Raw genomic sequence first — 20,202 nt, forward strand, 5'->3', positions numbered from 1 at the left:
CCCGCGAGGTCCAAAGCCGGTGTTCTGGTCTCTAGTCCAGTACCTTCGCAATCGCGCTCTGAACTTCGGCAATTTCGCCCAGTCCGTCCACCGTCGCCAGCATGTCCTTGGCGTAGTAATAGCCAATCAGCGGCGAGGTTTTCTTGTAGTATTCCATCAGCCGGGTGCGCAGAGAGTCTTCGTTGTCATCCGCACGGCGCTTGAAATCGGACGCGCCACAGTTGGAGCATTTACCATCCGCAGGCTGGGGCTTGGTTATGTCATTATAAACCTCACCACAGGCACCACAGGTCGAGCGGGCGGTGATGCGGGCCACCAGTGCTTCGTCATCAACCTGCATCTCGATCACGGCATCCAGCGTCTGACCCGTCGCCTTGAGCAACTCTCCAAGCGCATCCGCCTGAGCGAGGGTGCGGGGAAAGCCATCAAAGATGAACCCTGTCCCCTCACCTGCTTCCAGCTTTTCCCGGATCAGGCCGATCACGATCTCGTCCGTGACCAATTCACCGCGCGCCATCACATCGGCGACGATCTTACCCATCTCGGTGCCGCTGTCCTTGGCTTCGCGCAACATATCGCCAGTGCTGAGCTGCACCATGCCGCGGGTTTCGACCAGATGGCGGGCCTGGGTGCCCTTGCCCGCTCCCGGCGGGCCAAGCAGAATGATGTTCATCGGCGCGCGGGTCCTCGTTTGCTCCGTTTCTTACCGCCACTACGTCCGCGCAGCTGCGATTTTTCAATCAGACCTTCGTACTGGTGCGCCAGAAGATGGCTCTGGGCCTGCTGGATCGTATCCATAGTCACGCTGACCACAATCAGCAACGAGGTGCCGCCAAAGTAGAACGGAATGGCAAACTGCGCGCGCAGAATTTCGGGCAGCAGGCAGACAGCGGCCAGATAGGCCGAACCGATGACCAGAACCCGGTTCACGACATATTCAAGATATTCAGCCGTCTTTTTGCCGGGGCGGATGCCAGGCACAAAGCCATTCTGGTTCTTGAGGTTGTCGGCGACATCATCCGGTTTGAACGAGACGTTGAACGTGTAGAAATAGGCGAAGAACACGATCATCGAGACGAAAAACAACAGATAGAGCGGCTGACCCGGTCCAAAGTTCGCGAGCAGCCACGACATCACCGGACCGCTTGCCGACCCTTGCGAGAAGGTCGAGATCGTAACTGGCAGCAACAGCAGCGAACTGGCAAAGATCGCGGGGATCACACCGGCGGGATTGACCTTGACCGGCAGGTGCGAAGAACCACCGTCATAGACTTTCATCCCGACCTGACGGCGCGGGTACTGAATGTGGATCTTGCGCAAGGCGCGTTCCATGAACACCACAAAGGTGATCACCACCATGATCATCACAATCACACCGACGATAACCGCCGGGCTGACCGCACCGGAGCGACCGCTTGCCAGGAATTGCGCAATGGCAGCTGGGATTTCGGCAACGATGCCGACAAAGATGATAAGCGAGATGCCGTTACCGATGCCGCGCGCCGTGATCTGCTCACCCAACCACATCAGGAACATGGTGCCCCCGACCAGCGTGATCATTGTGGACATGCGGAAGAACAGGCCCGGATCATGCGCCAGTTCACCGGATTCCAGCGACACTGCAAGGCCATAGGCCTGTACCGTCGCCAAAAGCACCGTACCATAGCGGGTATACTGGTTGATTTTCTTGCGGCCCTGCTCGCCCTCTTTCTTGAGCTGTTCGAGCTGTGGCACCATCGCGGTCATCAGCTGCACGATGATCGAGGCGCTGATATAGGGCATGATCCCGAGAGCAAAAATCCCCATTCGTCCCAGAGCGCCGCCGGTAAACATCGACACCATGCCGCCGATGCCCTGGCCCGCCTGTTCCATGAACTGACGAAGCGCAAGACCATCAATGCCAGGAACCGGTATGTACGTACCGAGGCGATAGACGATCAAAAGCCCGAGGGTGAACAGGATGCGGTTCCGAAGATCCGTCGCTTTGCCGAGCGCGGACCAACTTGTGTTTGCCGCCATTTGCTCTGCTGCTGATACCATGAATGGGGTCTCTTTTATGACAACGCCGCCCGTGGCCGTTTTCCGGCTCGGGCGGCGTTTTGGAAAACTGAGGTTTATGTAAGCGGCATATGCGCCGCTCACAACCCGTTATTCTGCTGCAGTCGCTTTCGTGACAGTCAGCAAGCCGCCCGCTTTCTCGACCGCTTCAACGGCCGACTTGCTTGCGCCGGTCACTTCGAGCGTCACCTTGGAGGTGAAATCGCCCTTGGCGAGAACCCGGATACCGTCAAGTTTGCGACGCACCAGACCGCTGGCAATCAGCGCGTCTTCGGTGATCGCGGCGCCCGCGTCGAGTTTCTTGGCGTCGATGAATTTCTGGATCAGACCCAGGTTCACCACAGCAAAAGACTTGCGGTTCGGTTTGTTAAACCCGCGCTTTGGCAAACGTTGGTAGAGCGGCATCTGGCCGCCTTCGTAGCCGTTGATCGCCACACCCGAACGGGATTTCTGACCTTTGATACCACGGCCACCAGTTTTACCGGTGCCGGAGCCAGGACCACGGCCAACGCGCTTGCGTTTCTTGGTTGCGCCTTCGTTATCGCGCAGTTCATGCAATTTCATGTCGCTTCTCCTTTTGCCGGAAATGACCCCCAGCGACGGGAGCGGTCAAACGCGGCGTTTCATGTCTGAGTCGTGCGGGCTGTGTCAGTCCACCGGGGGCGTATAGGCGAGGAGCGCGAACGGATCAAGTCGTGATGTTGCGCACGTCTCCTGGACTTTGGATTCCGATGTTAACGCAGCAAGTCTCCTGTGCGCCAAAGTCATCCCTTGAGATGTGCCCAGTTCAGACAGAGTTTCCTCAGTGAGGCACCACCTTGTTGGCTTCCGCTTCGGCGAGATAAACAAAATCCGAGCGGCTCAGCCCGAGGTCTCTCAACTCGCGGTCATCCATGGTCTGCAATTCGCTGTAGGCGCGGTCGAATGCCGCGCGACGCGCGCGTGCGATTTTGATCGCGGCAACGAAATCACGGAAACGGGCTCTCAGCCCAAACCCTTCGAGGGTCGAAGTATGTGCATAAGTCATCTAGTTAGTCCTTCATATTGGCAGTCATCGTTGCTTCAACGCGCCGCCGGTTCGTTTCATGAGGGGGATCTATGAGTGGCCGTTAGCGATAACCACGGCCATCGCGGTCTTGCCGCTATGCATTCAGCGCATAACCTATTGCGAGCAAACTGTCGGGTATAAGGGTCTGGACGCCCGTTCAGAGCGAGCCTAGGGTCCGCGCTGAACAGAGGACTCAAAAAGACATGGCGACCGGCAGCAATATCCGAACCTATTTCAATGGCACTTGGCATGATGGTGATGTACCGATCATGCGGGCTGCCGATCACGGTACGTGGTTGGGCAGCAGCGTGTTTGACGGGGCCCGGATGGTCAACGGTCTGACACCTGATCTCTATGCCCATTGCGAACGTGTGAACCGCTCTGCGCAGGCGTTGATGCTGACCCCAACCGTCACTACCGAGGACATGGTCGCAGTTGTCCGCGAAGGTCTGGCCGCATATCCAAAGGATGCCGCCGTCTATATCCGCCCAATGTACTGGGGAATTGATGGCGACGTGACAGCGATCGTGCCGCTTGCCGAAAAGACCGGATTCGCGATCTGCCTTGAGGAAATCCCGTTCGCCGCGCCAAGTGCCACCGCAACCCTGACCCGCACGCGGTTTCGCCGCCCGGTTCTGGAGGACGCGGTGGTCAACGCCAAGGCCGGCTGTCTATATCCCAACAACGCTCGCATGCTGGTCGAAGCACGCAGCAAGGGGTACTCCAATGCCCTCGTCGCTGACGTGATGGGCAACGTGGCGGAAACCGCGACGGCGAACATCTTTATGGTGCGTGACGGAGAGGTCTTCACCCCGATCCCGAACGGGACATTCCTTGCCGGGATCACCCGTGCGCGCCACATCACCAACCTCAAGGCCGACAGTGTCCCGGTTCATGAAACCATCCTCAGCTTTGAGGATTTCACTGAGGCGGACGAGGTGTTCATGACCGGTAACATGTCCAAGATCACACCGGTGACCGCCTTTGACGACACACAATATCAGGCCGGCCCGATGGCACAGCGCTTACGCGACATGTACTGGGATTGGGCGGCCTCAAACGCCGCAACCTAGCGGATTGCCAGAGCATCCCCGCTGAGTCATGATCGCCACCAAGGGAGAATATCGCGATGCGCAAGTTTCTTGTGGTATTGGATGACAGCCGCGAATGCCTGAACGCGATGCGTTTTGCGGCGATGCGTGCTGCGCATACCGGCGGAGGGGTGGCCATACTGTCGGTCATTCCCCCGGACGAATTCAATCACTGGATCGGCGTCGGTGAAGTGATGCGTGAAGAGTCCCGCGAGCGGATCCAAGCCCATTTCGAGGTCTTTGCAAAATGGATGCGTGACCGTCAGGGTGTCGACCCCGAGCTTGTGATCCGCGAGGGCGAAGCCGTGCCAGAGATCATTGCCCAGGTCAAAGAGGACCCCGAAATCGGCGTACTTGTCCTGGGTGCAGGCACCGACAAGAAAGGCCCCGGTCCGCTGGTGTCGCAGATGGCGCGATCCTCCGGGTCCCTGCCGATTCCGATTACCATCGTGCCCGGCGATCTGAGTAAGGAAAAACTGGAAGCCATTACCTGATCGTTTTGGTTTCCGCGAATGGAGATTCGCGTGCCGCACGCAATTTAGAACCATTCCAAACCTTGACTTGATCTCGCCCCGGGCGCATATCCAATAGACACAACCGGAGCCACGCCATGTTCATCCAGACTGAATCCACACCAAACCCCGCCACGCTGAAATTCTTGCCGGGTCAGACCGTGCTGGACGCAGGAACGGCTGATTTCCCATCTGCCGAAACGGCCGGGAAATCGCCACTGGCACAGCGCATTTTTGCCGTGCAGGGCGTCACCGGTGTGTTCTTTGGCAATGATTTTGTCACAGTCACCAAGGACGATGGTGTCGAGTGGGATCATGTGAAGCCTGCGATCCTTGGTGCCGTGATGGAGCATTTCCAATCCGGTCAGCCCGTCATCGACAGTGGTGAACAGGCGGCATCAGGCCACGCGGAACACAGCGGTGAGGACTCTGAGGTCGTCGACCAGATCAAGGACCTTCTGGACAGCCGCGTGCGTCCGGCCGTGGCACAGGATGGTGGCGACATCACCTTTCACGGTTTTGAGCGTGGCGTCGTGTATCTCCACATGCAAGGCGCCTGCGCAGGCTGCCCGTCATCGACACTGACCCTAAAAATGGGCATCGAGAACCTGCTGCGCCATTATATCCCCGAAGTGACCGAGGTACGCCCGGTTGCCGTCTGACCGGGTATTTCTGGCATTTGATACATCGGCCGCGCATTGCGCGGCCGCATTGCTGTCGGGTGGGCGGATCACCGTCAACCGACTCGAAACGATGCAACGCGGACAGGCCGAACGGCTGATGCCCCTGCTGCAAGAGGTCCTCTCCGAAGGGGGCGTCGACTGGCCTGATCTGACGGCAATCGGGGTCGGGGTTGGCCCCGGCAATTTCACCGGCATCCGCATTGCGGTATCTGCCGCGCGGGGGCTGGCGCTTGGGCTGAACATTCCGGCTGTGGGTGTGAATGGCTGTCAGGCCCGAGGCTGGCTCGCGCCGAACAGTGTCGTCGCCATCCCTGCCCCACGCGATCAGGTCTATCTCTGCGATTCCACCGATTCCTGTTCGATGCCGCGCCTGATGCCAAAGGTCGAGGCCGAGGACATCGCCGGCCGGCCCTTGCGCGCCGAAAGCAGCCCCAAACGGCTGGCAGAGGCAATTGCCTGGATCACCGCGGCAAACTGGCAGACCACAATCGCGCCACCTGCTCCGCTCTATGCCCGCGCGGCGGATGCGGCCCCGTCAAGCGATGTGCCGCCGGTGTTGCTGGATTGATAACGCCAGCCGACATGGCAACCACCCACGCAGCCGCATTTACGCAGGCTCGTCCGTGGAGCGCCGAAGAATTCGCAAGCCTGTTGGATCAGCGCTTTTGTCACGCGGCAGGCAACGCCGAGTGCTTTGCCCTGTTTCGCGTGATCGCAGATGAGGCCGAGCTTTTGACCATCGCCACCCATCCTGATGGCCAAAGACAGGGCCGTGCACTGGCCTGCATGTCACTCTGGCACGACACTGCACGCGCCCTTGGTGCAGCACAGGCATTTCTGGACGTTGCTGCCGACAACCATCCGGCCATCGCACTCTATATGGCCTGCGGATATGTGCAGAGCGGAACCCGGACCGAATATTACCCGCGCCCGGATGCGGCCGCCTGTGATGCAATCCTGATGTCACGCAACCTCTCCCTATGTTAACCGCCCAAATCCTTTTGAGATATCAGGAAAACGGTTGACCCCGTGTCGCGCCTGCGGCCTAATTCGTGTCACAACTCTACGACGCACGAACCCGGGCCGCAAATCATGATCCTGACGGCCCCAAAACATAAAACAACCGGGAGATCCCACATGACCCTAATGAAATCCTTGATGGGTGCGGCTGCCAGCATGGCCCTGACCGCAGGCGCTGCGTTGGCAGACCCCGCGCTCATCTTTGATCTGGGCGGCAAGTTTGACAAATCCTTTAACGAAGCCGCCTTTGCCGGTGCCACAAAATGGGCCGAGGAAACCGGTGGTTCGTTCCTGGAAATCGAGCTCCAGTCTGAAGCCCAACGCGAACAGGCGCTGCGCCGCTTTGCCGAGGCCGGTGCCAACCCGGTGATCACCATGGGCTTTGCCATGGCTGACCCGCTCAGCACCGTTGCGCCGGACTATCCCGATACCAAATTCGTCGTGATTGACGTGAGCTGGCTGGACGTGGCCAACCTGCGTCAGGTCGCCTTTGCCGAGCATGAAGGGTCGTATCTCGTTGGCATGATGGCGGCGCTGGCAAGTGAAACCGGCACCGTCGGGTTCGTCGGCGGCATGGACGTGCCGCTGATCCGGCATTTCGGCTGCGGGTATGCGCAGGGCGCCAAGGCGGTCAACCCGGACATCAATATCGTTGCAAACATGACCGGCACTACACCAGCGGCTTGGAACGATCCGGTTAAGGGCAGCGAGTTGACCAAGGCGCAGATCAGCCAGGGCGCGGATGTGATCTATGCCGCAGCGGGCGGCACCGGTGTCGGTGTTCTGCAAACGGCTGCGGATGAAGGCATCCTGTCAATCGGTGTCGACAGCAACCAGAACCACCTGCATCCGGGCAAGGTTCTGACCTCGATGCTCAAGCGGGTGGATGTTGCTGTTTACGATGCGATGAAAGCTGGAACTGATGTGGAAACCGGCGTGTTCACGCTCGGCCTGTCCGAAAACGGTGTGGGCTATGCGCTGGATGAGAACAACGCCGATCTGGTCACCGACGAGATGAAGGCAACGGTGGATGAAGCACGGCAAAAGATCATCGACGGCGAAATTGACGTGGTCAGCTATTACGAAAACGATACCTGCCCTGCCCTGAGCTTCTGAGCATGGCGGTGGATAAGAACTCGGGGCGGCAGGAAGCTGCCGCCCCCCCCCCGGCAATTGAGCTGCGCGGGATCTCCAAGGCGTTTGGGCCGGTTCAGGCCAACAAAGACATTTCCATCCGCGTCATGCCGGGCACGATCCACGGGATCATCGGCGAAAACGGCGCGGGCAAATCGACACTGATGAGCATTCTCTACGGCTTTTACAAAGCCGACAAAGGCGAGATTTTCATTTCAGGTACCAAGACACAGATACCCGACAGTCAGGCTGCGATCGCCGCTGGCATCGGCATGGTTTTTCAACACTTCAAGCTGGTCCAGAACTTTACCGTTCTGGAAAACATCGTGCTGGGTGCCGAAGATGGCCGCCTGCTGATGCCCTCATTGAACAAGGCGCGCAAAGAGCTGATCGAGCTTGAGAAAGAATATGGGCTGAACGTCGATCCTGATGCCCGGGTCGAAGATATTGGCGTTGGCAAGCAACAGAGGGTCGAGATCCTCAAGGCACTGTATCGGCAGGCCGAGATCCTGATTCTTGATGAGCCGACCGGCGTGCTGACCCCCGCCGAGGCCGACCAGCTGTTCCGCATCCTTCACCGCCTGAAGGACGAGGGCAAGACTATCATCCTGATCACCCACAAGCTGCGCGAGATCATGGAAGCGACCGATACGGTCAGCGTCATGCGGCGCGGCGAGATGACGGCCACGGTCAAGACGTCGGAAACCAGCCCCGAGCATCTGGCAGAGCTGATGGTCGGGCGCAAGGTTCTGCTGCAAGTAGACAAAGTGCCCGCCAAGCCCGGCGAACCGATCCTGGAAATCGAGAACCTGAAAGTGGTCGATGACAAGGGTGTGGAGCGGGTCAAAGGCATCGACCTGACCGTGCGCGCCGGCGAGATCCTCGGCATTGCCGGGGTCGCGGGCAACGGCCAGTCGGAACTGCTCGAGGTGTTGGGCGGCATGCGTACCGGGGCCGGCACAATTCGGGTCAATGGCGCGCCACTGGCCTTGTCAGGCCAAGGCTCTGATGGTCAGGCACGTCGCGACCAGCAGATCGCGCATGTGCCCGAAGACCGACAGCGCGAAGGGTTGATCATGGAATTCCACGCGTGGGAGAACGTCGCGTTTGGCTATCATCGCGATGACATCTATCGCCGTGGCATGTTGATGGACAACGCGACTCTGCGTGCCGATACCGAGGCCAAGATGGAACGGTTCGATGTGCGCCCGCCGGATCCATGGCTGGCCGCCAAGAATTTCAGCGGCGGCAACCAGCAAAAAATCGTGGTGGCGCGCGAAATCGAACGCAACCCCGAGTTGCTGCTGGTCGGACAGCCCACACGGGGCGTGGATATCGGCGCGATCGAATTCATCCACAAACAGATCGTCGCGCTGCGCGATCAGGGCAAGGCAATCTTGCTGGTCTCGGTCGAACTGGAAGAGATATTCTCGCTGTCAGACCGCATCGCGGTGATGTTTGACGGGCATATCATGGGCGAGCGATTGCCGGACGAAACCGATGAAAAAGAGCTGGGCCTTTTGATGGCCGGTGTATCCGGGGAGGCCGCGTAACATGGACGTGATGCCGAAATGGGCCGATGTGGTTCTGATCCCGCTGATCTCGCTGTTCCTGGCGGCGATCCTTTCGGCCTTGGTCATCATCGGCATCGGTGAGGACCCCGTCGCCGCCGTCAGTCTGATGGTCAAGGGGGCGTTGGGTTCGACCTATGGCTGGGGCTATACGCTCTATTACGCCACCAACTTCATGTTCACAGGACTGGCGGTGTCGGTCGCCTTTCACGCCAAGCTATTCAACATCGGCGGCGAAGGTCAGGCGATGCTGGGCGGGCTGGGCGTGGCGATTGCCTGCCTCTATATCCCGTGGCCACATTGGACGCTGGCATTGATCTTTGCGTCAGTCGCGGCCGCCCTTTTTGGTGCCGCCTGGGCCGCGATCCCCGCATATCTGCAAGCGCGACGCGGCAGTCATATCGTGATCACCACGATCATGTTCAATTTCATCGCCGCCGCCGTGCTCAACTATGCGCTGGTCAATGTGATGCGCCCAAAAGGCGCGATGGACCCGGCCACCGCACGTTTCCCTGAGGCGGTGCATCTGCCGTCGTTTCAGGACATGTTTTCGACCGCTGAGACGGCTCTCTTTCGCGGAGCGCCGGCCAATATCACCTTCTTCGTCGCGCTTGCCGCCTGCGTAGCTGTCTGGTTGCTGATCTGGCGGACGCGTCTGGGGTATGAAATCAGGGCCTATGGCTTTTCGGAAACCGGTGCGCTCTATGCCGGGATCTCGCCGTTTCGCATCACCATGATCGCGATGCTGATCTCGGGCGGGCTGGCTGGAATGATGGCAATCAACAACGTGATGGGCGAGGCCGAACGACTGGTTCTGAACGCGACAGAAGGTGCCGGATTCATCGGCATCGCCGTGGCGCTGATGGGCCGCAGCCACCCATTCGGCGTATTCCTTGCCGCCATTTTGTTCGGATTTCTCTATCAGGGCGGGGCGGAACTGGCCCTGTGGACATCCATCCCACGCGAATTGATCGTGGTCATTCAGGCACTGGTCATCCTGTTCACCGGCGCGCTGGACAATATGGTACGAATGCCGGTTGAGCGTGTTTTCCTGCGGCTGCGCAAGAGGAACGGATGATGGATTTTCTGACGATCATTCAGGTTCTCGACAGCACGGTCCGTCTCGGCACCCCGCTGCTATTGGCCTGCCTCGCCGGGCTGTTTTCCGAGCGAGCGGGCATTTTTGACATCGGCCTAGAAGGCAAAATGCTGGCCGCGGCGTTCTTTTCGGCCGCGATTGCGGCCGTATCCGGGTCGGTCTGGCTCGGGCTTTGTGCCGGTATCGCGGCCTCACTGGTGCTGGCGGCACTCCATGGCCTTGCGTCGATCACCTTTCGCGGCAACCAACTGATCTCTGGCGTTGCGATCAATTTCCTTGCGGCAGGCATGACTGTCCTGATCGCGCAGGACTGGTTTGGCCAAGGCGGGCGAACCCCCTCGCTGATGGGCGGGGGCCGGTTCGAGCCGCTCACGCTGCCATTTGCGGATGTCGTTGCCAGCGTGCCGTTCCTCGGTCCGATGTATTCTGAACTGCTCTCAGGCCACTCGATCTTGGTCTACGTTGCCTTCCTCGCCGTGCCTGCGACTTGGTGGGTCCTCTATCGCACCCGGTTTGGTCTGCGCCTGCGGGCTGTTGGCGAAAACCCCGCCGCGGTGGACACGGCCGGTGTATCTGTCGTCGGCCTGCGCTACGCAGCCGTCGCGATCTGCGGCGTGCTGTGCGGCATTGCCGGTGCCTATCTTGCCACGGCTCTGCAAGCTGGGTTCGTCAAGGAAATGACTGCCGGGCGTGGGTTCATCGCCCTTGCAGCCCTGATCTTTGCCAAATGGCGGCCCTGGCACGCCATGTGGGCCTGCCTCTTGTTCGGGTTCCTGCAGGCTGTCGCGCTGCGCTATCAGAACATCGATCTTGGTGGCGTTGTGATACCGGTGCAGGTGATGGATGCCCTGCCCTACATTCTGACGGTGGTGATTCTTGCCGGTTTTGTCGGCAAGGCAATTCCGCCAAGAGCTGGTGGAGAACCCTACGTCAAGGAAAGATAGTCCGAAGACACCGAAAATGCTGCTCTCGGGGTTTATTAGCGCTGCGTAGCAGCATCCAAGGTTGCTTTTGACGGGCGGACAGAGCTAACAAATATCATGCAGGTCTATCTCCCCATTGCCGAAGTCTCCGTAAACATTTTTCTCGTTCTGGGTTTGGGAGGTCTGGTCGGCATTCTGTCGGGCATGTTTGGCGTTGGCGGCGGTTTCATCCTGACCCCCCTGCTGTTCTTCATCGGCATCCCCCCGGCCGTCGCCGTTGCGACAGGGGCAAACCAGATCGTTGCCTCATCGATTTCAGGGGTACTGGCGCATTTTCGAAGGCGAACCGTCGACCTGAAAATGGGAACCGTTCTGCTGGTCGGCGGTCTGTTCGGGGCTGGACTGGGCATTGGGGTGTTCAACTATCTAAAGAGCATAGGGCAAGTCGATCTCTTGGTGAACCTTTGCTATGTGGTGTTTCTGGGGATCATCGGGGCGCTGATGTTCATCGAAAGCCTGAACGCCATTCGGAAAAGCCGCAAGGCGGGTGGCAAGACACCATTTGTGCGCCGCCAGCGCACCTGGGTGCATGCGCTTCCGTTCAAGATGAGGTTCCGCACCTCGGGGCTCTATATTTCGGTAATACCGCCGTTGGGTGTCGGACTGGTGGTGGGTATTCTCGCCGCTATCATGGGCGTCGGCGGCGGGTTTATCATGGTCCCGGCGATGATCTATATCCTCGGCATGCCAACCAAGGTTGTGGTGGGAACGTCCCTGTTCCAGATCATTTTCGTGACCGCCTTTACCACCATGCTGCACGCAACCACGAACTTTACCGTGGACGTCGTGCTGGCGTTGCTCTTGCTGATCGGCGGGGTGATCGGGGCGCAACTTGGCACCCAGATCGGGCTTCGCATGAAGGCTGAACAATTGCGCATCCTGCTTGCAATCATGGTCTTGGCGGTGTGCGGCAAGCTGGCACTGGAACTTTTGCTGCAACCCAGAGAGCTTTATTCTCTGGCCGCTGTGGAGGGGTCCTGAACATGCGCGTTCTGTGGCCGCTCCTTCTCCTACTCGTACCGTTCGCCAGCGCAGCCGAAGAGGTCGTCCTGGGCCTCAGCAAAGACAAGGTTGCCATCACGACGAGCTTTGATGGATCCGAGATCCTGATATTCGGCGCCGTCAAACGCGAAACCCCGATACCAGAGGGATCGCCATTGGAGGTCGTCATCACAATCACCGGACCTTCGGAACCGGTGATTGTGCGCCGCAAATCCAAACTATTTGCGATCTGGGTGAACACCGACGCGGTCGAAGTTGATCGCGCACCGAGTTTTTATGCTGTTGCCACAACGGCACCGCTCGCCGAGGTGCTGAGCGAAACCGAAGACCTGCGCCACAAGGTGACCATCGATCGGGCCATCCGGTCCGTCGGCGCCCCCGACAACATCGAAAACGCCGCCTTGTTTACCGACGCCGTGATCCGCATTCGACGCGATGCCGATCTCTATCAGACACTCGAAAACGGCGTCGCGCTGGATCAGCAAACCCTGTTCCGGACCGCAATCGAAATGCCCTCCAATCTAACCGAAGGCAACTATGCCACGCGCATCTTTCTTACGCGTGACGGCAAGGTTGTCTCCAGCTATGAAACATCGATCGCGGTGCAAAAGGTCGGGTTGGAACGGTGGCTGTTCACGCTCTCACGCGAGCAACCTTTCTGGTACGGCATCCTGTCTCTGGCCATTGCCATCGCCGCCGGCTGGGGCGCGTCTGCCGCGTTCCGCCTACTCCGCAGTTAAGGCTAACCGCGCCCGATATGGGGCATCTTGGTCGCCATCACTGTCATGAACTGCACGTTTGCATTCAGCGGCAGCCCGGCCATATGTAGAACGGATGCCGCCGCGTCGCCCACATCCATGGTGTAATCGGGTTCAGCATCCGGAGTGGCGGAAAGCTTCTTCTGGTTCAATGCCTCGACCATCGGCGTCAGGGCGTTGCCGATATCAATCTGACCACAAGCAATGTCGAACGGACGCCCGTCCAATGACAGGCTGCGTGTCAGACCGGTGATCGCATGTTTTGTCGCTGAATAGGCAATCGAATTCGGGCGTGGCACATGGGCAGCAATAGAGCCGTTGTTGATGATGCGTCCGCCCTGTGGCGTCTGTTGCCGCATCGCCGCAAAGGCCGCACGCGCGCACAGGAACATCCCGTTCAGATTCACACTGACCGAGCGATACCAATCCTCGATCGCGATCTCGTCGATGGTGCCACCCGGCGTAAAGACACCCGCATTGTTAAAGAGCACGTCCAGATGCCCTGCTTGGTTCAGAAATGATCGGAACGCCGCATCAACGGCATCGACGTCGGTGACATCCGCAACCAGTGGGACCGCGTGGGTGTGCTGCTCCGCGATTTCCTGGAGCGGAGCTGCGCGACGTGCCAGAACGCCGACCTGTCACCCCTGCTCCAGAAACAATTCGGCTGTCGCTCGCCCAATCCCGCTGCTGGCGCCGGTGACTAATATTGATTTCATTGTTCTTCCACCTCAAGCGTTAGCGGCGCGACAGGTGTGCCTCGCAAATCATCAACCCGCAGCGGATAAGTCGGTTTGGACAACCGATTTCTTACCACCCAGATCAACCGCTGCTGAGCGCGCGTAATCGCGACATAGGCCAAACGCTTCCAGAGTGGTTGACCTGCTTCGATGCGCCCCATCCGCGCGGCGACAAACAAATCCGGCGCGAACACCTGAACCGTGTCCCATTGCGACCCCTGCGCCTTGTGGATCGTGACCGCCGCACCGTGCAGGAACGCCGCCCCCATGCGTGCTGCGAAAGGAATGAATGGCTCTTCTTCGTCCGGCTTTTCAATCTTGACGATGGACGCTGCACTAACTTGCGGATCTTCAGCACCCATCACATGCAAACGCGAAAAGCCCGGCTTCTTGCCTAGCCCCAAATAAACGACCTGCGCTCCCTTGATCAGCCCGCGCGCCTCGAGATCCAGCCGCCGTTTGCGGTGCTTTGCCGGCAGCTCGATGCCATCGCAGATCAAGGGTTCACCCTCCAAGAGTGCGTCTTCGGGTGCGCCATGGACAGACCGAAACGCATTGATCAGTCGGATTCGCGTCGCATTGCGCCAGACCAGAACCGGGCTGCGGGCCATCAGATCAACCTCGACGCGTTGCCCCCAAACCACCCGCTCGTCCCGGCGGGCCGTCTCCTCGATCATTGTCTCGAAATCCTGAAAGCTCAGTTGCGGATCCGCGAGGGCATGCGCGAGATCGAGAATTGGGTTGTCGGCATCCTGTCGATGAACCCGGTGGAGGGTCAATTTTCGCGTTTCGGGGAAAGCATCGAAAACCATGCTGCCGGATTGGTTCACCGGCGCAAGCTGCGCAGGATCACCAAACAGGACCAGCGTCGGAAATATGTCCTTGAGGTCTTCGAACTGCCGGTCATCCAGCATCGAGGATTCATCCACAAAGCCGATATCAAGCGAATCCTCGCGGCGTTTCCATCCCGTAATGAAATCCGACCCGCGCAGCCCTGCCGCCGCCAGCGCACCGGGAATTGATTTGTTGCCCGCATAGAACGCGGCAGCCCGATCCAAGGCCTGATCGGTCAGCCCTTCGATTTCGGGGCGCTCTCCGTCGTTGGCCAACCACTCGGCAATGCGTTCGTACTCCGGGTCATAAACCGGCGAATATAGAATACGGTGAATCGTTGTCGCCGGAACACCGCGCAACCGCAAGACGCTGGCCGCCTTGTTGGTTGGAGCAAGTATCGCGAGGCTCCGCTTGCTCCTGCCGCGCCGGCTCTCATAGTCACCGGACACGATATCAACACCCGCGCGCTCGAGTTCCTTGTAGAGCTCTGCGAGCAACAGCGTCTTGCCCGACCCCGCCTTGCCGACCAGCGCCATGACACCGGCGCCATCATCGCGTGGCGGCATGGTGGTGCCATCGTCAATATCGACCCCAGCCCCGCGCAACATTTCTGCGACGCGATCGTGGGCCGTTGCCTGGTCATCGGAATAGGTGAGGTTCAGCGCTGTCATGAGCGCGACCCTACAGTCGCGAAACTCGCTTCACCAGATGGATCGTACCAAATCCGTCAGGCGGAAAGCGCCATCTGGCGATGCTCGGCCGGCCCAAAGGCCCGGTCGAACCAAAGCCGTGACAGTTCTTCGGAAATTCCCGATCGTCGGGCAATCTGAGCCTTGGCTTTGTCGGAGAATTCCCAAAGTCCGACGCTGATCTTTTCGCGCCCCTCACCAACACTGCCGAGCACTTCGGGAGAAGATCCGATCAGGCGATAGATACGCACCATGCGGGCGTCAAATACACCGACAAAGTGAAGAATGCCGAACCCGGTCATGATCTCGCCCCCCGCCAGCATCAAGGCCGCCGCGACATTGCTGCCGGCGGTTCGTGACAGGCAAAAGCGGGTGCATTCCCAGATCACCGGGCTTGATATCGTGGTGTCACCGGTCAGATCACCGAAAACATCATTGACCATGACCCGCCCCGTTGTCGGAAGAAACCGCATTGAGCCGCCATGACTGCCATCCGATTGCTCCCAGATGACATAGAGCGGGTTCAGTCGGTCATAGTCGTCCATCTCGTAGCCATCGCAGTCAACGTCGACGTCCCATCCAAGCCGGGTCTTGAATTGATCGGCCCGGTCGCGAAACATTGTTCGACGCAATTTGGGATAGTTGTGAAGGTCGTTTGCATAGATATAGCGCAGCATGATCGTGTCCCCTTGTCGTCCTGGCTGCCTTCAGGCTTACGACAACAATGGTTAACGTAGGGTCATCGCCACGTTCTTGCTCTTCATACCACAATCAAACCCCGGCTCATGGCGCGGGCAACGGCATGTGTCGTGTTGAGCGCGCCGAGCTTGAATCTAGCGCTTTCTATGTAAACCCGGAGCGTATGCTCCGATATGGAAAGTGTCTCTGCCGTTTGCGCCCGGCTATACCCCATCGCCAGCAACGTCATTGCATCCACTTCGCGCGGGGACAGTGCGCTGGAGCTTTCCGGTTGCCGGCCAGGTTCGAATTCCAATGCCTTTCGATTGAAGAAATGGGCGATCAGGATAAGATCGCGGCTGTTCTCTGCGGTGAATTCTGCCCAGGTCGCATCATCACAACTATGGCTGACCGAATACAGGGCGAACTGGCCGTTTGGTCCGCGGATCGGAATTGAAAATCCCTGATTGCCCACTCCGTATTCCTGAGCTTCGACCATGAATTGGCGCGCGGCCTTACTCGACCAATCCAACCGTTTCCAATCAACCGGGTGAAACCGCTGGAAACATCCGAGGATGACCGGATCGACACGTTGATAGTTTTGGGACACCCAACGCTCTCGCCACTCATCCGAGTATGTTCCGCAGCCGTATTGATCCCCCGCACTATCAACCCAGTGATAGACCATGTGATCGACGAGAAACGCGTCGCGCAAGGCCTCAATGATGCCCTGAAGCTCTTCAAGCTCGCTGGTGGCGTCCAATTCCTCCAGCACTTGATCCAGATTGAATCGGTTCACCATTTAGTTGCGAACGCGCCTCTTCTTTTTGGGACGAAATTTCGGCTGCTGCGATAAGCGTGGTATCATCCAGTTGCTCCGCAAGGGCCCCAAGGCCATTTGCCGAAGCAAATGATTTGAGATCAGCCAACACGTCCAGTATCCAGTCGTTGTGCGTCATGAGAGTCGCTCCGCAGTGGTTAACGAACAATTAACGTAAGACTACCATTCGCGGGTTTGTTAGGAAATTCGCAGCTTTGGACCCCCCCAAAATAGCGAGGGACCGATTTGTAAGGTTCTGATTTCAAAGAACCGGAATTTGAAAGCAAAACACCCGCGTCACCAAAGGGCGATTCGCGGGTGTCACTGTTTTCGATTTGAAGACGCTGAAAGTTACTTGCCCGCGTCGAGCACCTCTTCAAGCGTTCTCAGGCCTGTCACTGGCGATTGCACCAGAACAGACATGTTGCCGGGCTTGTGCTCGTTACGCAGCATTTTCATGTGCGCTTCAGGCAAGTCATTCCAGTTGAAGACCTCAGACATGCAAGGGTCCAGGCGCCGTTCCAGCATCAGATTGTTTGCAGAACTGGCCTGCTTCAGGTGGGCAAAGTGGCTGCCCTGAATGCGCTTCTGGTGCATCCAGACATAGCGCACGTCAAACGTCAGGTTAAAGCCCGTCGTCCCGGCACAGATCACAACCATTCCGCCCTTTTTGCAGACAAAGGTCGAAACCGGGAATGTCGCCTCACCGGGGTGCTCGAACACTATATCGACGTTGTTGCCCTTGCCGGTGATCGCCCAGATCGCCGCGCCGAACTTACGCGCTTCCTTAAACCATTCGCCATATTCAGGCGTGTTCACGGTGGGCATCTGCCCCCAGCAATTAAAGTCCTTGCGGTTGATGACGCCCTTGGCCCCGAGGTCCATCACAAACTCGCGCTTGTCCTCATCCGAGATCACGCCGATCGCATTGGCACCTGCGGTGTTGATCAGCTGGATCGCATATGATCCCAAACCGCCGGACGCGCCCCAGACCAGCACGTTCTGGCCTGGTTTCAATTCGTGCGGGTGGTGACCAAACAACATCCGATAGGCCGTCGCCAGCGTCAGTGTATAACAGGCGCTCTCTTCCCATGTCAGGTGTTTGGGACGCGGCATGAGCTGCTGCGATTGTACCCGCGTGAACTGGCTGAACGACCCATCCGGTGTCTCGTAACCCCAGATACGCTGAGACGTCGAGAACATCGGATCGCCGCCATTGCATTCCTCGTCGTCACCATCATCCTGATTGCAGTGAATCACGACTTCATCACCGACCTTCCAGCGGGTGACCTTGTCGCCAACCGCCCAGACGATACCCGACGCATCCGATCCTGCAATATGATAGGGCTGCTTGTGTCCGTCAAACGGGCTGATCGGTTTCCCCAAAGCGGCCCAGACGCCATTGTAATTAACGCCAGCGGCCATCACCAGAACCAGAACGTCGTGGCTGTCCAGTTCAGGGACGTCCAAGACCTCCTGCAGCATCGCCGTATCGGGTTCGCCATGACGCTCCTTGCGGATCGCCCATGCATACATCTGTTTTGGTACATAGCCCAAGGGCGGGATTTCACCGACCTCGTACAGATCTTTTTCAGGTGCCTCGTAGGGCGCAATGTCGCTGTTGGTGTCCAGAGCCATGCTGGCCTCCTGTCTTATTTGTTTTGCCGCAATGCAGAATCACGTCTGTCAGAAGGGAATAGAAAGCGCCACGCAACATTGCAACACCAATTACATTGATTTTGTAATTTTATGACCCTGCAGTTGCAGCATCACCCTTCGCTTGTGCAGAATCAGGCGGTGTCTGGTCGAGCATAAGATGACGAATGGAGTTGGCATAGTATTTCAGAATCTCGATCTGATCAGGCTCCACATGATATCGGTCGCCGTCGAGCCTCAGGATCTTGCGCTCAAGCAGATTGCGTAGCCCGACCTCGGCACCATAATCGCGATTGTCACGCGGCAGATGTACATGTGCCTCTGGGTACCTCCTCAGAATTGCCCCAAACGCAATCTCGACATCTGCGCGGGTCATTGGCCCTCTTTCGATCAGCAACCACGCAACGATTGGCACAGGCAACATTGGAACGATCGCGCCGATCTTGGCGATCAACGTGCGGGCCAGCGGCACCGTTATATCCCCGTCGACCTGGAGCTGCAAAGTTCGCAGCGACAAAGGCTCACCAAAACTGACGGCCGCATACCCGAAACGGTGATAGCGCCCGATCAGGCGCAGCCACAACTGCTTGGCCGATTTCGCTGCGACCACGCCGATCTTGGCATTAAACCGCCCCTTGGGATCATGCGCTGCAGCAACCAGAATACGATCCTCCAATACCCTGTCATAATTCAGTGCGACCGGGACAAACACCACATCCCGCCCCTCCGGATCAAAATCATCAACGATATATTTTAATAACCCGAGCTTTGGCGGCATCAGCGCGCCGGATTGGCTCAACCCGCCTTCCGGAAACATCGCTTGGGTGACCCCCGCATCCGTCGCAAGCCTGACATAACGCGCCAAAACTTTGCGATACAATTCGTTGCGGGATTTCCGGCGGATGAAATACGCCCCCATTGCCCGGATCAACCCGCTCAACGGCCAGACCTGCGCCCATTCGCCAACGGCATAAGACAGCGCCGATCTTTCGGCAGCCAGATAGGTGACGAGCACATAGTCCATGTTGCTGCGATGGTTCATCACAAAGACCACCGTTGCCTCAGGATCAATCCCCTTCAGAGCAGCTTCATCGTGATGCCCCAATCTTACCCGGTAAAGCGCATTTGACAAAAGCCGGGCAGCTCGGATTGCAAAACCAAAATAGGCCGATGCCGAGAACGAGGGTACAATCTCGCGTGCGTATCGACTGGCCTCTTCAAAGGCGACGCTCTCTGGCACGCCTTGCGTACGTGCGTGGTCTGCCACGGCCTGACTGACCTGAGGGTCATAGATCAGGCGTTGGATCATGTCGTGTCGCCGGGCCAGCTTGAAGGGCTGGATCGGGCGTTCCAGCCGTGTGTTCAGCCGCGCAACCACGCGCTCCAGCCTGCGTCGGAAAAACCAGCGCACGGATGGGATCATGACCTTGTCCAACGCCGCGATCACAGCGAAACCGAGGATCAGCAGCAGCAGCCAAAACGGAAGTTCAATGCTTGTCGTCATGGCTGATCCTTGCAAGTCGCACCACCAAGGTAAATATCTCTTTCATGACAGCAAACCACTACTCTACCTATGTCGAAGTAACACAGGGTTTCCACCCGCATGAACGCTCACTGGCGGCGCAGCTGTTCTGGCAGGCGTTTTGCGGCAAGCTCGGGCGCACCATTTGGCCCAAGACACGGGCACTCGACTCCATTGGAACCAACGTTGATTCAAAGTTTGCACTGGACCCGCGTGATCGCGACGGCAACATTTGATGAACTTTCGGACAAGTACCCAGATGCAGCGATCCATTGTAGACTAGATGTCTTTGCCGCAACGCAGC

Annotated in this window: 22 protein-coding genes and 1 pseudogene; 12 read left to right on the forward strand and 11 right to left on the reverse strand. The window is 58.4% G+C overall.

Translation table 11 applies throughout. From position 1 onward, the window contains the following. Positions 1-31: 31 nt before the first annotated feature. The 4 genes from ABJO75_RS01935 to ABJO75_RS01950 all read right to left on the reverse strand — a co-directional run bounded on the left by ABJO75_RS01935 (position 32) and on the right by ABJO75_RS01950 (position 3,085). A complete protein-coding gene (locus tag ABJO75_RS01935) occupies positions 32-673 on the reverse strand; it encodes an adenylate kinase (protein ID WP_348132517.1) in 642 nt (213 codons plus the stop codon). Then, a complete protein-coding gene (secY, locus tag ABJO75_RS01940; protein WP_348132520.1) occupies positions 670-2,040 on the reverse strand; it encodes a preprotein translocase subunit SecY in 1,371 nt (456 codons plus the stop codon). The genes ABJO75_RS01935 and secY overlap by 4 nt, the downstream gene beginning before the upstream one ends. A 108-nt stretch (positions 2,041-2,148) precedes the next feature. Continuing rightward, complete coding sequence (rplO, locus tag ABJO75_RS01945; protein WP_348132523.1) at positions 2,149-2,622, reverse strand: 50S ribosomal protein L15; 474 nt, start codon at positions 2,620-2,622, stop codon at positions 2,149-2,151. 238 nt (positions 2,623-2,860) lie between these two features. Beyond that, complete coding sequence (locus tag ABJO75_RS01950; RefSeq protein WP_348132526.1) at positions 2,861-3,085, reverse strand: DUF1127 domain-containing protein; 225 nt, start codon at positions 3,083-3,085, stop codon at positions 2,861-2,863. A gap of 224 nt (positions 3,086-3,309) precedes the next feature. Between ABJO75_RS01950 and ABJO75_RS01955 the strand changes: the two genes are divergently transcribed. The 11 genes from ABJO75_RS01955 to ABJO75_RS02005 all read left to right on the forward strand — a co-directional run bounded on the left by ABJO75_RS01955 (position 3,310) and on the right by ABJO75_RS02005 (position 12,941). Next, on the forward strand, positions 3,310-4,179 hold the full coding sequence (locus tag ABJO75_RS01955) for a branched-chain amino acid aminotransferase (protein ID WP_348132527.1): 870 nt from the start codon (positions 3,310-3,312) through the stop codon (positions 4,177-4,179). Positions 4,180-4,235: 56 nt separating this feature from the next. Then, a complete protein-coding gene (locus tag ABJO75_RS01960) occupies positions 4,236-4,691 on the forward strand; it encodes a universal stress protein (RefSeq protein WP_348132530.1) in 456 nt (151 codons plus the stop codon). Between the two features lie 116 nt (positions 4,692-4,807). Then, entirely contained in the window at positions 4,808-5,371 is a 564-nt protein-coding gene (locus tag ABJO75_RS01965; RefSeq protein ID WP_348132533.1) for a NifU family protein, read from the forward strand. Further along, positions 5,361-5,960, forward strand: coding sequence for a tRNA (adenosine(37)-N6)-threonylcarbamoyltransferase complex dimerization subunit type 1 TsaB (gene tsaB / locus ABJO75_RS01970; protein ID WP_348132536.1), 600 nt, complete (start codon positions 5,361-5,363; stop codon positions 5,958-5,960). Before ABJO75_RS01965 ends, tsaB begins: the two co-directional genes overlap by 11 nt. A 14-nt stretch (positions 5,961-5,974) precedes the next feature. Further along, entirely contained in the window at positions 5,975-6,379 is a 405-nt protein-coding gene (locus ABJO75_RS01975) for a GNAT family N-acetyltransferase (protein WP_348132539.1), read from the forward strand. 150 nt (positions 6,380-6,529) lie between these two features. Then, complete coding sequence (locus tag ABJO75_RS01980) at positions 6,530-7,528, forward strand: BMP family ABC transporter substrate-binding protein (protein WP_348132542.1); 999 nt, start codon at positions 6,530-6,532, stop codon at positions 7,526-7,528. 2 nt (positions 7,529-7,530) lie between these two features. Beyond that, positions 7,531-9,099: an ABC transporter ATP-binding protein gene (locus ABJO75_RS01985; protein WP_348132544.1), complete on the forward strand. Its 1,569-nt coding sequence runs from the start codon at positions 7,531-7,533 to the stop codon at positions 9,097-9,099. A gap of 1 nt (position 9,100) precedes the next feature. Further along, positions 9,101-10,195, forward strand: a complete 1,095-nt coding sequence (locus ABJO75_RS01990; protein ID WP_348132546.1) for an ABC transporter permease — start codon at positions 9,101-9,103, stop codon at positions 10,193-10,195. Next, positions 10,195-11,160 carry an ABC transporter permease gene (locus tag ABJO75_RS01995; RefSeq protein ID WP_348132712.1) on the forward strand — a complete coding sequence of 322 codons (966 nt, stop codon included), beginning with the start codon at positions 10,195-10,197 and terminating at the stop codon, positions 11,158-11,160. The genes ABJO75_RS01990 and ABJO75_RS01995 overlap by 1 nt, the downstream gene beginning before the upstream one ends. A 96-nt stretch (positions 11,161-11,256) precedes the next feature. Then, positions 11,257-12,180: a sulfite exporter TauE/SafE family protein gene (locus ABJO75_RS02000; protein ID WP_348132549.1), complete on the forward strand. Its 924-nt coding sequence runs from the start codon at positions 11,257-11,259 to the stop codon at positions 12,178-12,180. Positions 12,181-12,182: 2 nt separating this feature from the next. Further along, the gene (locus tag ABJO75_RS02005) at positions 12,183-12,941 is read left to right on the forward strand and encodes a TIGR02186 family protein (protein WP_348132551.1); all 759 of its coding nucleotides are present in this window, start codon (positions 12,183-12,185) and stop codon (positions 12,939-12,941) included. A 2-nt stretch (positions 12,942-12,943) separates the two neighbouring features. Here ABJO75_RS02005 and ABJO75_RS02010 read toward each other — a convergent pair. The 7 genes and pseudogenes from ABJO75_RS02010 to ABJO75_RS02040 form a co-directional block, all read right to left on the reverse strand. After that, positions 12,944-13,678 (reverse strand): annotated as a pseudogene (locus tag ABJO75_RS02010) (SDR family oxidoreductase). After that, entirely contained in the window at positions 13,675-15,204 is a 1,530-nt protein-coding gene (locus ABJO75_RS02015) for an AAA family ATPase (RefSeq protein ID WP_348132553.1), read from the reverse strand. Before ABJO75_RS02015 ends, ABJO75_RS02010 begins: the two are co-directional and overlap by 4 nt. 56 nt (positions 15,205-15,260) lie before the next feature. Beyond that, positions 15,261-15,899, reverse strand: coding sequence for an acyl-homoserine-lactone synthase (locus ABJO75_RS02020; RefSeq protein ID WP_348132555.1), 639 nt, complete (start codon positions 15,897-15,899; stop codon positions 15,261-15,263). A gap of 83 nt (positions 15,900-15,982) precedes the next feature. Further along, on the reverse strand, positions 15,983-16,702 hold the full coding sequence (locus tag ABJO75_RS02025) for an autoinducer binding domain-containing protein (protein WP_348132558.1): 720 nt from the start codon (positions 16,700-16,702) through the stop codon (positions 15,983-15,985). Further along, positions 16,641-16,859, reverse strand: a complete 219-nt coding sequence (locus ABJO75_RS02030) for a hypothetical protein (RefSeq protein ID WP_348132561.1) — start codon at positions 16,857-16,859, stop codon at positions 16,641-16,643. Before ABJO75_RS02030 ends, ABJO75_RS02025 begins: the two co-directional genes overlap by 62 nt. 212 nt (positions 16,860-17,071) lie before the next feature. Beyond that, positions 17,072-18,358: a crotonyl-CoA carboxylase/reductase gene (gene ccrA / locus ABJO75_RS02035; RefSeq protein WP_348132563.1), complete on the reverse strand. Its 1,287-nt coding sequence runs from the start codon at positions 18,356-18,358 to the stop codon at positions 17,072-17,074. Between the two features lie 109 nt (positions 18,359-18,467). Next, positions 18,468-19,880 (reverse strand): 1-acyl-sn-glycerol-3-phosphate acyltransferase, encoded by a 1,413-nt coding sequence (locus ABJO75_RS02040; RefSeq protein WP_348132566.1) that lies wholly within the window; start codon positions 19,878-19,880, stop codon positions 18,468-18,470. A gap of 44 nt (positions 19,881-19,924) precedes the next feature. Here ABJO75_RS02040 and ABJO75_RS02045 point away from each other — a divergent pair, with 44 nt between their 5' ends. Continuing rightward, the gene (locus ABJO75_RS02045) at positions 19,925-20,134 is read left to right on the forward strand and encodes a hypothetical protein (RefSeq protein ID WP_348132569.1); all 210 of its coding nucleotides are present in this window, start codon (positions 19,925-19,927) and stop codon (positions 20,132-20,134) included. The last annotated feature ends 68 nt before the right edge of the window (positions 20,135-20,202 follow it).

The organism is Sedimentitalea sp. (assembly GCF_039973035.1).
GTDB lineage: Bacteria > Pseudomonadota > Alphaproteobacteria > Rhodobacterales > Rhodobacteraceae > Sedimentitalea.

What these genes read in the sequence shown, in the direction of transcription:
- ABJO75_RS01935 (WP_348132517.1), bottom strand. Translation starts at nt 673, where the DNA reads ATGAACATCATTCTGCTTGGCCCGCCGGGAGCGGGCAAGGGCACCCAG.
- secY (WP_348132520.1), bottom strand. Translation starts at nt 2,040, where the DNA reads ATGGTATCAGCAGCAGAGCAAATGGCGGCAAACACAAGTTGGTCCGCG.
- rplO (WP_348132523.1), bottom strand. Translation starts at nt 2,622, where the DNA reads ATGAAATTGCATGAACTGCGCGATAACGAAGGCGCAACCAAGAAACGC.
- ABJO75_RS01950 (WP_348132526.1), bottom strand. Translation starts at nt 3,085, where the DNA reads ATGACTTATGCACATACTTCGACCCTCGAAGGGTTTGGGCTGAGAGCC.
- ABJO75_RS01955 (WP_348132527.1), top strand. Translation starts at nt 3,310, where the DNA reads ATGGCGACCGGCAGCAATATCCGAACCTATTTCAATGGCACTTGGCAT.
- ABJO75_RS01960 (WP_348132530.1), top strand. Translation starts at nt 4,236, where the DNA reads ATGCGCAAGTTTCTTGTGGTATTGGATGACAGCCGCGAATGCCTGAAC.
- ABJO75_RS01965 (WP_348132533.1), top strand. Translation starts at nt 4,808, where the DNA reads ATGTTCATCCAGACTGAATCCACACCAAACCCCGCCACGCTGAAATTC.
- ABJO75_RS01975 (WP_348132539.1), top strand. Translation starts at nt 5,975, where the DNA reads ATGGCAACCACCCACGCAGCCGCATTTACGCAGGCTCGTCCGTGGAGC.
- ABJO75_RS01980 (WP_348132542.1), top strand. Translation starts at nt 6,530, where the DNA reads ATGACCCTAATGAAATCCTTGATGGGTGCGGCTGCCAGCATGGCCCTG.
- ABJO75_RS01985 (WP_348132544.1), top strand. Translation starts at nt 7,531, where the DNA reads ATGGCGGTGGATAAGAACTCGGGGCGGCAGGAAGCTGCCGCCCCCCCC.
- ABJO75_RS01990 (WP_348132546.1), top strand. Translation starts at nt 9,101, where the DNA reads ATGGACGTGATGCCGAAATGGGCCGATGTGGTTCTGATCCCGCTGATC.
- ABJO75_RS01995 (WP_348132712.1), top strand. Translation starts at nt 10,195, where the DNA reads ATGGATTTTCTGACGATCATTCAGGTTCTCGACAGCACGGTCCGTCTC.
- ABJO75_RS02000 (WP_348132549.1), top strand. Translation starts at nt 11,257, where the DNA reads ATGCAGGTCTATCTCCCCATTGCCGAAGTCTCCGTAAACATTTTTCTC.
- ABJO75_RS02005 (WP_348132551.1), top strand. Translation starts at nt 12,183, where the DNA reads ATGCGCGTTCTGTGGCCGCTCCTTCTCCTACTCGTACCGTTCGCCAGC.
- ABJO75_RS02015 (WP_348132553.1), bottom strand. Translation starts at nt 15,204, where the DNA reads ATGACAGCGCTGAACCTCACCTATTCCGATGACCAGGCAACGGCCCAC.
- ABJO75_RS02020 (WP_348132555.1), bottom strand. Translation starts at nt 15,899, where the DNA reads ATGCTGCGCTATATCTATGCAAACGACCTTCACAACTATCCCAAATTG.
- ABJO75_RS02025 (WP_348132558.1), bottom strand. Translation starts at nt 16,702, where the DNA reads ATGGTGAACCGATTCAATCTGGATCAAGTGCTGGAGGAATTGGACGCC.
- ABJO75_RS02030 (WP_348132561.1), bottom strand. Translation starts at nt 16,859, where the DNA reads ATGACGCACAACGACTGGATACTGGACGTGTTGGCTGATCTCAAATCA.
- ccrA (WP_348132563.1), bottom strand. Translation starts at nt 18,358, where the DNA reads ATGGCTCTGGACACCAACAGCGACATTGCGCCCTACGAGGCACCTGAA.
- ABJO75_RS02040 (WP_348132566.1), bottom strand. Translation starts at nt 19,880, where the DNA reads ATGACGACAAGCATTGAACTTCCGTTTTGGCTGCTGCTGCTGATCCTC.
- ABJO75_RS02045 (WP_348132569.1), top strand. Translation starts at nt 19,925, where the DNA reads ATGACAGCAAACCACTACTCTACCTATGTCGAAGTAACACAGGGTTTC.